Annotated in this window: 7 protein-coding genes and 1 tRNA gene; 6 read left to right on the top strand and 2 right to left on the bottom strand. The window is 41.8% G+C overall.

The features are described 5' to 3' along the window. Window positions 1–5 precede the first annotated feature (5 nt). The 6 genes from DXZ23_RS14980 (at window position 6) to prfA (ending at window position 11,447) form a co-directional block, all read left to right on the top strand. Window positions 6–362 carry a DsrE/DsrF/TusD sulfur relay family protein gene (locus DXZ23_RS14980; protein ID WP_017807284.1) on the top strand — a complete coding sequence of 119 codons (357 nt, stop codon included), beginning with the start codon at window positions 6–8 and terminating at the stop codon, window positions 360–362. A gap of 6 nt (window positions 363–368) precedes the next feature. After that, on the top strand, window positions 369–4,004 hold the full coding sequence (gene recB / locus DXZ23_RS14985) for an exodeoxyribonuclease V subunit beta (protein WP_035696062.1): 3,636 nt from the start codon (window positions 369–371) through the stop codon (window positions 4,002–4,004). Further along, on the top strand, window positions 4,004–6,097 hold the full coding sequence (recD, locus tag DXZ23_RS14990; RefSeq protein WP_021724723.1) for an exodeoxyribonuclease V subunit alpha: 2,094 nt from the start codon (window positions 4,004–4,006) through the stop codon (window positions 6,095–6,097). Before recB ends, recD begins: the two co-directional genes overlap by 1 nt. Window positions 6,098–7,577: 1,480 nt before the next feature. Continuing rightward, the gene (locus DXZ23_RS14995) at window positions 7,578–8,753 is read left to right on the top strand and encodes an ESPR-type extended signal peptide-containing protein (protein WP_017807280.1); all 1,176 of its coding nucleotides are present in this window, start codon (window positions 7,578–7,580) and stop codon (window positions 8,751–8,753) included. An 87-nt stretch (window positions 8,754–8,840) separates the two neighbouring features. Continuing rightward, a protein-coding gene (locus DXZ23_RS15000) for an IS3 family transposase (RefSeq protein ID WP_114995559.1) occupies window positions 8,841–10,180 on the top strand; the annotation gives its coding sequence in 2 pieces (ribosomal slippage) (window positions 8,841–9,291 and window positions 9,291–10,180; 1,341 coding nt in all). A 184-nt stretch (window positions 10,181–10,364) separates the two neighbouring features. Further along, complete coding sequence (gene prfA, locus DXZ23_RS15005) at window positions 10,365–11,447, top strand: peptide chain release factor 1 (protein WP_017807277.1); 1,083 nt, start codon at window positions 10,365–10,367, stop codon at window positions 11,445–11,447. A gap of 115 nt (window positions 11,448–11,562) precedes the next feature. Here prfA and DXZ23_RS15010 read toward each other — a convergent pair. Further along, a tRNA-Gly gene (locus tag DXZ23_RS15010) sits at window positions 11,563–11,638 on the bottom strand. 138 nt (window positions 11,639–11,776) lie between these two features. Further along, window positions 11,777–12,325, bottom strand: a complete 549-nt coding sequence (gene orn, locus DXZ23_RS15015; RefSeq protein ID WP_017807276.1) for an oligoribonuclease — start codon at window positions 12,323–12,325, stop codon at window positions 11,777–11,779. Window positions 12,326–12,337: the final 12 nt, after the last annotated feature.

Raw genomic sequence — 12,337 nt, forward strand, 5'->3', positions numbered from 1 at the left:
TCAAAATGCAAAAGCTGTTATTTATTCTTCATTCGTCCCCCTATGGTGACGAGCATTTTTTTAGTGCTTTGCGTTTAGCATTACAGCTACAAGAACAGCATAAAAGTGCGGTACAATTACGCTTATTTTTTATGTCTGATGCGGTGGTTGGTGGGTTAGCACAGCAAACGCCTGCCGAAGGTTATCATTTACAACAAATGATCGAAACCCTCACTGCACAAGGGGCGACCATTAAACTATGCAAAACCTGTGCCAATGCTCGAGGGATTCAAAACCTTGCTCTTGCAGAGGGCGTAGAAATTGGCACCTTGGCAGAACTGGCAGATTGGACGATGGAAGCGGATAAAGTCTTGAATTTTTAATTTATGATGACGACAAAAACAGAAATACTTAACCCAGCTACACTGCCCTTGCAAGGGGTGGGCTTGATTGAAGCCTCAGCAGGCACGGGTAAAACTTACACAATGGCTTCATTGTATATTCGTTTATTGCTCCAAGCGGGCGAAAATTGCTTTGACCAGCCGTTGCCTGTGGATAAAATTTTGGTGGTTACCTTCACGGATATGGCAACGCAAGAATTGCGGGAGCGTATTCGAGCAAGGATCTATCAAAGCAAGCAATTATTGCTTCAATATCAAGCCAGCAATGATCCGCAGGTTTTCATCGCGGGTGGTGATCCCCTATTAGGCGAGCTGGTTAAAACCTTGCCTGATTTATCGCAAAGTATTCAACGCCTGAGCTGGGCAGAGCAGAGTATGGACACCGCTGCCATTTACACGATCCATAGTTTTTGTCGTCGTATGCTAATGCAATATGCCTTTAACTCGGGCGTGCATTTTAATTTGGAATTGGTGAGAGATGAGAGCGAATTGCTCGAACGCCTCACCAATGAATTTTGGCGAGAAACCTTTTATCATCAGCCTCTTGCGATCGCACAGTTTATCCAAAGAGAACTCTATAATCCGCAAGAATTACTGAAAAAAATTGAGCCTTATTTAGGGGCAGAAACCTTTAACGTTGCCCTTTCTGACGCGAGTTTGCTGGATTTATCCCTTGATGAATTTTTTCAGCAACGCTTGCTTCCACTGTATCAATCCATTTCTCATTTCAAACAACAATGGCTGAGCAATGAACAAGCGTTGTTTGACCTGTTGGAAGAAAATAAATCTAGCCAAAAAAACTACCGCACTTCGTGGGTTGAAAGTCGGTTTAACAAAATGCGTCAATGGGCGAATAACCCCAATGATTTTGCGTTACCTGATGTTTTTGAGCATTTCACCGCTGCCAAAATTATTGAGAAAACCAAAGCGGGGAATACGCCGCTGCAACATTTTCTTTTTGAACAGGCGGAAGCCCTCGCTCAACAGCAGGAATGCTCAACGCTCAGCTTGCCACTGGTGCTGTATCATTGCATTACAGGCATTCGGCAGAAGCTCATTCACTACAAACAACAGCACGTTGAAAAAGGCTTTGATGATTTATTACGTTTGGTGCGTGATGGATTGTATGCGGAAAATGGACAAGAATTAGCAACGCTGATCCGCAATCAATATCCCTTTGCGATGATTGATGAATTTCAGGATACGGACGCACAGCAATATCAAATTTTCTCGAAAATTTATATTGAAAATGCCCCGCAACAGTCGGGCTTTATTATGATTGGCGATCCTAAGCAGTCTATTTATAAATTCCGTGGTGCGGATATTTTCACCTATTTTAAAGCCTCGCAACAGGCGGATCACCGTTTTACTTTGCAAGAAAACTGGCGTTCTACCGCAGAATTAATTGAATGCGTCAATGGCATTTTTAACTTTAGCTCGCAACCGCCCTTTTTATTTGACGGCATTCAGTTTTCCCCCGTCAAAGCGGGAAAAGCCTTGCCAGCGTTTAATCTTAACGGACAAGATGAGCCTGCATTAAGTTGTTATCTGAGCGAAAAAAATGATCGCCAAGCATTCGCCCAATATTGTGCCATTTCCATTCAACAATGGTTAAAAAGTGCGGTACAAAATCAAGCCCATTTTTCCGATCAACCGCTTAAAGCGAAAAATATCGCCGTGCTAGTGAGAAATCGCCACGAAGCGGAATTAGTCAAAACTGCCTTGCAAAATTTAGGCATTGCATCGGTGTATTTATCGGACAAAAGCAACGTGTTTGACAGCCCCTCCGCTCAAGAAATGGCATTGATTTTGCAAGCTTGCTTAAACCCGTTGAATGAACGCTATATTTTAAATGCCATCGCCACCCGTTTATTCAATTTAACCAGTGCGGAAATTTACCAAATCAAGCAAGATGAAAACGCGTGGGAGAACCTTGTTGAGCAATTTTTTGCCTATCAAAAAACCTGGCAACAAAAAGGCATTTTGGTGATGTTACACCAGCTCTTGCTCAACAGTGATTTAACCCAACGCTTGCTTGCCAATGCACAAAGCGAACGCACCATTACAGATTTTCTGCATCTTGCGGAATTATTACAACAAGCCAGCCGTCTGAATGAGAGTGAAGCGGGGTTATTGCGTTGGTTTGAAAAGCAAATTCAAGGCACAGATCGCCTTGAAGAAACCATTCGCCTAGAGAGCGAGCGAGATTTGGTGAAAATCGTTACCATTCATAAATCCAAAGGGCTGGCTTATGATTTAGTTTGGTTGCCTTTTATTTCCGCTCCTGCGAAAAACAAAAAAAATGCGATCAGCACTTATTATTCACCACAGCAAGAGAAAGTGCTGTGGGATATGGAAAATCAGCAACAAGATCAAGTGGATAAAGAAACCTTCGCGGAAGAATTACGCTTGCTCTATGTGGCATTAACCCGAGCCAAATACCAAGTGGCGATGTGCCTGCCAAAAACCTTTGAAGCTAGCTGGAATAGTTTTTTATATGTGCTAACGGAGGGGGAAATCGGGCAAGAAACGGCGTTGAAAAAGAAGGATTATCAAGTCGAGCCATTATTGCGAGCGTTGCAACAAAAAGTTGGCACGAACGCCGTTGCGTTGCGAGAGGCGAGTGAACTCACGCCAAGCGAAGCCATTATGCCAACCACAGCGGAGCAACATTTTAGCCCCGCGATATTTCGTGGCAAGATTGAATATCATTGGGGGGTAACCAGTTTTACCGACATCGTGCATAAACATCAACGTAATAAATTGAACGCCCTAGATTCCGCCCAAGATCAAAGTGCGGTGGAAATGTTTAACGTTTTTGATCAAAGCCGAGATTATGATTTTAATCTTCCCGCCGAAACCTCAATGGCAGAAAATGCGATCTTGCTAGAAGAAAATCCACTGCAAGATAGCCCTTATCCGCAAGGTTTTTCCCCTTTCGAGTTGCCAAGTGGCGTACGAGTGGGAACGATTTTGCACCGCTATTTAGAAAAAAACACCGCTCAATCAGCGATAGAAGAAGAGAACTTACAAAAACTGTGCAAGCAGTTACAACTTGATGAACAATGGATTTCACCGCTGAAACAATGGTTTGAGGCGATTTATCACAGCCCATTATTAGCGGGGGAAAGTCTCAGCTTGGCACAAATTCAACCGCAAGATTGCTTAAAAGAAATGCAGTTTTATTTGAAATTGAGCAAAAATTTTGACGCGACGGGCTTTAATCGAGCCTTGTCCCAATATCACCCTTACCCAAGCCAAGCCCTGATTTTTGAACGCTTGAAGGGAATGTTACGCGGGTTTATCGACCTCGTTTTTCGTCACAATGGCAAATATTATATTCTGGACTACAAATCGAATTTACTTGGCAATCAAGCGGAAAATTATCAGCCCGACCGCTTGCCCGCTGTGATGCAACAAGGCTTTTATGATTGGCAATATTTGCTTTATAGCCTCGCCTTGCACCGCTATCTTCGCCAACGTGATCCCCATTATCAGTATGAACGGAATTTTGGCGGCGTGATCTATACATTTTTGCGTGGAATGAACGGGCAAGATCAAACAGGCGTGTTTTTTGATAAGCCCGATTGGCGGCTCATTCAAGCTTTAGAGGAATTATTTTAATGCTCAGTCTTTTAAAAGAACTCAAACAAAAAAGCATTCTCAGCGAGGGCGATTACCATTTCGCCCGCTTGATTGCGGAAAAACAGCAAGGACAGCCTTATTCCCCTTTGCAACAAAATTTAGCCATTTTGCTTGCTGCACTTTGTCATTATTCCTATCAACAAGGGCATAGTTGCTTGCACTTAGAGGCGGATTTATTGCCCGCGTTGCTGAATTTGCCCTATAGCGAGCGGGATTATTTGCACCGTATTAATGAAAAAATTGAGCATTTGCCCGTTGAGCAGTGGCAATCTCAGTTGCAATCCCACATCGCCTTTACTCACCAGCCTCAAGACAAAGTTGCCCCGCTGGTGTTTCAATTTGAACGCTTATATTTTTATCGCATTTGGCAAGATGAATATCGCGTTGCGGAGTATTTCGCTAAAAGCACTCAGTCAATGAACGTGGCGAATGAAGCAACGCAAAAAATGCAAAGTGCGGTGCAAAATCTCGGCGTTTTTGACCGCACTTTAGAAAATGCACAAATTGCGGAGGTGTTGCAAAAATATTTCCCTGAAACGCCACAAAAAGGCGTAATCAACTGGCAAAAAATCGCGGTAGCAATGGCGATGAAACAGGCTTTCACCCTGATCAGTGGCGGGCCAGGAACGGGCAAAACCACCACCGTAACCCGCCTACTGCTCGCGTTGCAAACCCTTTATCAACAGCAGTTACGCATTAAACTGGTCGCCCCAACGGGCAAGGCAACGGCACGCTTAAAAGAGAGTATGGATAATTCCCTTGCTCGCTTGAAAAAGGAACTCGCTCTTGATGATGAATTGATCCAAGCCATTCCCACTCAGCCTGAAACCTTGCACCGCTTGCTAGGCGTGCGTTTTTTTGAGGAAAATCCAAAGCACAATAAGCAAAATCCGCTCTTGCTTGATGTGCTGGTGGTGGACGAGTCTTCAATGATCGACCTATCACTAATGGCGAAATTGCTCCAAGCCTTGCAACCGCAAACGAAATTAATTTTGCTTGGCGATAAAGATCAGCTTGCTTCAGTGGAAGCTGGGGCGATTTTGGCTGAGCTAGGTAAGTTTTTGGCTCAAGGATACAGCCCTGATTTTGTTGCCTATTTATCCCAGACCACAGGGCAAGCATTAGCGTCAAATCCAGCGGGCAATCCTATTCGCGATCACCTTTGCCATTTAACTCAAAGCCACCGCTTTGATGAACATTCAGCCATTGGGCGTTTAGCTAAGCTGATTAATCAAGGCAAAGCCGAAGAGAGCTGGCAATTTTTGCATAAAGACATCGCGATCACCCATTTTCAACAAGTCAGCCAGCAGGTAGATGATGAGATTAATTGTGATGTTGTCACAAATTCAGCCTTAAGCCTTGTGGATTTGGCACAATATCAGAGCGAAGAGGGGAATAGCCTTGTTTATCAACAACATTGTGCGAAAAGGGTAGTGCAAAGTGCGGTGTTAAATTACACCTATTTTTTGCAAGAAATCCAAAAGTTAAGCGAACAAACCTCGCCAATCACCCCTGAGCAAGTGCAACATATTTTTGCCGCCTTTAACCAAGTGCGTTACTTAACTGCGTTAAGAGTAGGCGAGTTAGGCAGCGAAAAACTCAATCAATACATCGCCGAAGGTTTGCGAGCAAAAGGGCTGGTGCAATTTCTCCAATCCCGCGAACATTATGTAGGCAAGCCCATAATGATTATACAAAATGACAGCAATGTGGGCTTATATAATGGCGATATTGGCTTATATCTCATTAGCCACGATGAACAAGGTATTAAACGCGGACGGTTTTATTTTGAAAACGGCAAACGCGAACTCGCCAGCCGTATCCCCAGCCACGAACCCGCTTTTGTGATGACCGTGCATAAATCGCAAGGCTCAGAATTTAACCACGCCCTAATGGTACTCCCCACCGACCCTAACCCCATTTTATCCCGCGAATTGGTGTACACTGGCATCACCCGAGCCAAAACCCAAGTTACCGTTTTCAGCACCGAACAAAGCTGGAAAACTGCCGTGCGAAAACAAACGAAACGACAGAGTGGCTTAGCGTTACAGCTACAACATCGCTGTGAATAAAACGGACTTTTCCCCCAAAAAACGCGGAGATTGAGTGAAAAACTCAGCGTTTTTTTATTGTGTAAAATAAGAAAAACAACCAAATTTTGTACCGCACTTAAAGTTTTACTTGAATTATTCGCTTCAGCCAATTTTACCAAACGCTGAGATTTTAAGTGAAAAACGCCGTGTTTTTTTATTGTGTAAAATAAGAAAAACAACCAAATTTTGCACCGCACTTAAGGTTTTGGCTAACATTCTTCGCCCTAAGCCAAAACAGCTAATGCAGTCAGAAACAGTCAAATTAGCCCAAGTAGTAAGAGGGATAGTAGCCACGATACACTAAATGGCTTTCACCTTTCTCAAGGGGGAAGCCTATGCCAGCACAAATCGTACAGTAAGGCGAGAAGTAACGCCAGAAAAGCGAAATAGAAAAGCGAATAGAAAAGCGAAAGAAGTGTAGCGATATGCCTTTCCTTGTGTGGTATTACTTCACATAAACGCCAAGCGAGCAAGTAAACACTCCAAATGATAGGTTATTCAGAGGGAAAAGAAAGGGAATTTCCCCGATGAATACACAGAAATAAAGGGCTTAGCAGTAAATTCTCCCTACCTCACTTTCTCTTTCCATTCACTAATGGCACGCAATGTCCGCAATAAACACGCCGAATTACAGGGCTGAGTTTGTGAAACGATCAGCAAGAAAAATCCCCGCTTTATCAGAATAAAATAAAATCAAACACATATCGCCTTAATTGAGAAAGCAAGAAATAAATACTAAAAAAGAGGTAATGAAATGCGAATAAAATCGTCAGCTAAAAAGCATTAATACATAAAATCACAAAAATAAAAGAAAAAATAATTTATAAAAATAACAATATTATTAATTACGGCTTTTTGGAATTTAAATATGCTATTTTTTAATATTATCGGGGGGGGGGTGAAAGCAAAAATGTAATATTTATATTGTAAATAAATCGGGGTATTTGTGTTAAGTTGTGTAAAGTATTTTTGTTATTTTTTGTTGTTTTGTTTTTGGGTTTGTGGCTTAACTTCTTATTTTTGTTATTTAAATGCGTTTTTTTATGTTATTTTACATAAATTAATACGTTGTTGTTTCTTGTTGAAAATTAAGAAGAAAATAAAAAGAGATAAGACAAATTCTACTCAATAAGTGTTATTTTCTGTTAGGGGCTTTTTCTATATATTGCGTTAAATTTTTTAATCGAAATTCCGCAAAATGCTCTGGTTATTTAAGGGGATTTGGGGTGATTTCAAAATGAAATAACAATGAAAATAATAAATTGGAGGAGTGCTTTTTATTCTAAGTTATTTCTGGCTGTTAATTAAAAACAGCAAAATGAAAAGGGGAATTTTTCGCCTTTTTTAACGTGTTTTCTCTCTGCCATCACTGCTTAGCAATCTGGATTTTCGCTAAATAAATGGGGGATGTGAAGGCAGAAAATAGTTATCAAATATTTTTTTTATTAAGGTTTTTATTATGAATAAGATTTTCAAAGTGATTTTTAACCGTGTAACCAATCGTCACGAAGTGGTGTCGGAATTTGCTCGAAATAGAGTGAAAGCCTCGTCGGGAAGCAGTCAAAGCACCTCAAGTTCTTTCCTTTCTCGCTTTAAACTTTCCACCCTCACCCTGATGTTATTCGGTTTAAGTGCCACATTGCCGAGTTATGCCGCAAGTTTAGTGATTAACGATACCATACCGAACGCAAATTCAGGCTCAACAAGTTCCAATGATACGGAAACCATAGAAACCTCAGGCGGTGGCTCATTGCCATCAGATAAATACATTTCCAAAAAATATGCGGGTTATCAAGCGGGGGGCGGAAAAACCGATGTGAGCTATGATCCTTCCGTGTGGAACACCCCAGATGGCTTTAACGAAAGCATTCACCGCGGTATATTGGGGCCAAACAATTCCGATGCTTCAGCGAGTAACCAGAAAAATTACACGGGAGCAAATGAAAAATATGCCAACTCCGTAGGGACGATTACCATTGGTGGCGGTGAGGAAGGGACAGAAACTCATTCCAGAAATAGTGTGGCTATTGGGGACGGGGCTTATGCGAAAGGCTCAATTGTATCCGTAAACAAAACCTATTACAGAACAGGAGATGGCGGCTTTTTGCCTTATAACCCTGCTGACCCAAGCAAGCCAGCAGTAAAAGGGGAGGGTGGAGAATGGATGGGGCCTGCCACCGCATTAGGTTATGCCGCCACTGCCGATGGTTCGGTCGCAACCAGTATCGGTGCATTCACTAAGGCAAAAGGAAGTGGGGCTGCGGCGTTAGGGCCTTCTTCACAGGCATTAGCAGACGGTGCCTTAGCCGTAGGGAATAAAGCGAAAGCTTTGGCAGATCGCTCCATTGCCCAAGGGACCGGGGCAAAAGCCACTGCAAAATATGGGGTGGCGATTGGTGACTATGCTCGAGTGGGAGACAGTGAAGAAATTAAGCAAAAAGAAAAAGAACTAGAAGAATACGGCTTAAACTATTTTAATGGGATTAAGCCAGACCAGTATACCAAAGACGGCTATGAACGAAAACAACAAGAACTGAAGGATTTATATAACCAAATCACCAATGCCACAGCCTTAGGTTCAAGTGCAATTGCAACCAGCCGAGGTTCGAGTGCTTTAGCAACTGTATTCCGCTAAAAAGCAAAAATACAAATTCGTTAATTAAAGTGATCTGCACCCCAAAAGTTGGACTAAACAACCAACTGATTAAGGTGCAGATTTTTTATGACTAAATATACTCAACGTTTCAAACAACAAGTGCTCGACTTTTATCATCAAAATGGAAAAAACCGTTCGCTTACTCGCCAGTATTTTCAGCTTCCCCAAAGCACGTTAGCACGTTGGATTGCGAAATTTAATCATAATGGAATCAATGGATTAGCTGTGTTAGGTAAAAAACGATGTTATTCTGTTGAGTTTAAATTAAAGGTTATTCAAGCTATCAAAAAAGGCCAGTGCTCCGCTGAAGCCGCCTGCTTTCGCTTTGATATCCCCAGTTCAGGGATAATTAGTCAATGGTTGCAACGCTTTGAAAAACAAGGTATAGATGGGTTATTACTCAAACCTAAAGGTCGTCCAAGTATGAAACTCAACTCACCTAAAATGCCACCAACGCCCAAAACAGAAGAAGAACGCTTGCGTTACCGAATTTTGGAATTAGAAGCGGAGAATGCAATGCTAAAAAAGTTGCAGGAACTCAACCAACAAAAAATGCAGAAAAAGCCGTCATCGTAAATGCCTTACGCTTGCGTTTCCCGTTGGAATTGTTACTCAGGCTAATCGGATTGGCACGCAGTTCGTTCTTTTATCATCTCAAGCCAAAGTCGGATAAAAATGTAGCGATTTCACAGAAAATAGAGGAAATTTATCGCAAAAATGACGAAAATTATGGTTATCGTCGAATTACCTTGGAATTAAGGAAATACTTGATTATCAACCACAAAAGGGGGCAAGCGATAATGCAACGTTTGGGGTTAAAAGGAAAAAGTAAGCAGAAAAAATATCGTTCTTACCAAGGCAAAGTGGGACACATTGCCGATAATCTGTTGCAACGGGATTTTACGGCAACGATGCCGAATGAGAAGTGGGTAACGGATATCACCGAGTTCAAATGTGCGGAAGGCAAAGTGTATTTATCGCCGATTAAAGACTTGTTTAATAACGAAATTATTGCTTATGATGTGGCGAGAAGTCCGAGTTTTGAGCAGATAACCAGAATGTTGACCCAGGCGGTGAACCGATTAGCGGGGGAAAAACCGATACTGCATTCCGACCAAGGGTGGCAGTATCAAATGATGGGTTATCGGGAGATATTGAAAAAACACGGTATTACGCAAAGTATGTCGAGAAAAGGCAATTGCCTTGATAATGGTGCGATGGAAAGCTTTTTCGGGCGATTGAAGACGGAATGTTACTTTGGCAAGCGGTTTGAAACCTTTGAACAGCTTGAAAAAGTGATTCACGAGTACATTCATTACTACAACAATGAGCGTATTCAAGTGAAGCTCAAAGGACTAAACCCTGTGGAATACAGAACTCAGTCCTTGAATGAAATTAGAATATAGTCTAACTTTTTGGGGGCAGATCAATCGCTTGCCTTTTTTATTTATTCTAAAAATAAAGTGCGGTAAGAAATTCGTGGTTTTTTCTAAGAAGTTCTATGATGATTTTGGCTTGTGGTTATAAATTTAAAGAGAAATTGTGCTAGAATAGTACCGTTTTTTGTCAGTGGATTTTATAGGTTAACAAATGAAACCCTCTATTATTAGTAAATTAGATAGCTTAAATGAACGCCACGAAGAGCTTGAAGCACTATTGGGCGATGCTTCAGTGATTAGCGATCAAGAGAAATTTCGTGCCTATTCAAAAGAATATGCACAGCTTGAAGACGTAGTGAAATGCTTTGCACGTTGGAAACAGCTGAATAGCAATATGGAAGAAGCCCAATTATTGCTCGATGATCCGAGTATGCGTGAAATGGCACAAGAAGAAATTGAAGAATGTAAAGCCGAAATTGAGCAAGTGGAAGCACAATTGCAAATTTTATTACTGCCGAAAGATCCTAACGATGAATATAACTGCTATTTAGAAATCCGTGCAGGAACGGGCGGTGATGAAGCAGGGATTTTCGCAGGAGATTTATTCCGTATGTATAGCCGCTATGCAGAAAGTAAGCGTTGGCGTGTGGAAATGCTCAGTGCCAATGAAAGCGAACAGGGCGGTTATAAAGAAGTGATCGTCAAAATCAGCGGCGAAAATGTATATGGTCAGTTAAAATTTGAATCAGGTGGGCACCGAGTTCAACGTGTGCCAAAAACGGAATCGCAAGGGCGTATTCATACTTCCGCTTGTACCGTGGCGGTAATGCCAGAATTGCCAGAAAGCGAATTGCCAGAAATTAACCCAGCAGATTTGCGCATTGATACTTATCGTTCATCGGGCGCAGGAGGTCAGCACGTTAATACTACCGATTCAGCGGTGCGAATCACCCATATTCCAACAGGCATTGTGGTGGAATGCCAAGAAGAGCGTTCACAACATAAAAACAAAGCCAAAGCAATGTCCGTGCTAGCTTCTCGCATTGTGCAAGCTGAACAAGAAAAACTTGCCGCAGAACAAGCGGATACACGCCGTAATTTACTGGGTTCGGGTGATCGTTCAGATAAAATCCGTACTTATAACTACCCGCAAGGGCGTGTTACGGATCATCGCATTAACCTTACGATTTATCGTTTAGATGAAGTGATGAATGGCAAAATGGATGAATTAATCCAACCGATTATTACCGAATATCAAGCTGATCAATTAGCTGCATTGTCTGATCAGGGATAGATACTTAAAGACTAAAAAGGTAGTGGAATTACATTATCTTTTTAGTTTTATTTAACTGTGAAGAACACAATCAAAACAGCAAATTTAAGTTCATTAGAATAATATAGATATACTTTGGAGCGGGAAACGAGGCTCGAACTCGCGACCCCGACCTTGGCAAGGTCGTGCTCTACCAACTGAGCTATTCCCGCATATTTCGTAAAGAACGAGGCGTATTATACGAAAATTTTTTTATCTCGCAAGGGGAAGAATAAAAAAATAATTCACTTGCTTGGTTTTTGATCAGAAAGCCACTATCCTCCGCTTTTTTTATGGAGGATAGGGGGAGGTTAAGGAGCTTTGATGAAATGTTCTCTATAAAAGGCAAGCTCAGCGATAGATTCGCGAATATCATCTAATGCAAGATGTGTATTTTTTTTGCTGAAGTTGTTGAGGATTTCAGGATTCCAACGGGAGGCAAGTTCCTTTAATGTGCTGACATCAAGATGACGGTAGTGGAAATATTCCGCTAAATCAGGCATATATTTAAACAAGAAGCGTTTATCTTGTGCTACGCTGTTGCCGCAAATAGGCGATGCCCCTTTGGGAACCCATTTTTTAAGGAAATCAAGGGTTTGCAATTCCGCGGCACGTTCGTTGAGTTTGCTTTGTTTCACCCGTTCAATCAAGCCATTTTCGCGGTGAGTTTTTTGACACCAATCGCTCATTTTTGCGAGCAAGCTGTCGGGTTGGTGAATGGCAAGCACAGGGCCTTCGGCAAGGATATTGAGATCTTTATCGGTTACAATGGTAGCAATTTCAATGATTCGTTCTTTTTCGGGATCTAACCCCGTCATTTCTAAATCAATCCAAATAAGATTTTGTTTATCTAACTGCATAAGTTATCCTAT

Source organism: Avibacterium paragallinarum, from assembly GCF_900450705.1.
GTDB lineage: Bacteria > Pseudomonadota > Gammaproteobacteria > Enterobacterales > Pasteurellaceae > Avibacterium > Avibacterium paragallinarum.

Excerpts from the sequence above, each read along its gene's own strand:
- orn (WP_017807276.1), bottom strand. The coding sequence starts at position 12,325 with ATGCAGTTAGATAAACAAAATCTTATTTGGATTGATTTAGAAATGACG.
- recB (WP_035696062.1), top strand. The coding sequence starts at position 369 with ATGACGACAAAAACAGAAATACTTAACCCAGCTACACTGCCCTTGCAA.
- DXZ23_RS14995 (WP_017807280.1), top strand. The coding sequence starts at position 7,578 with ATGAATAAGATTTTCAAAGTGATTTTTAACCGTGTAACCAATCGTCAC.
- DXZ23_RS14980 (WP_017807284.1), top strand. The coding sequence starts at position 6 with ATGCAAAAGCTGTTATTTATTCTTCATTCGTCCCCCTATGGTGACGAG.
- recD (WP_021724723.1), top strand. The coding sequence starts at position 4,004 with ATGCTCAGTCTTTTAAAAGAACTCAAACAAAAAAGCATTCTCAGCGAG.
- prfA (WP_017807277.1), top strand. The coding sequence starts at position 10,365 with ATGAAACCCTCTATTATTAGTAAATTAGATAGCTTAAATGAACGCCAC.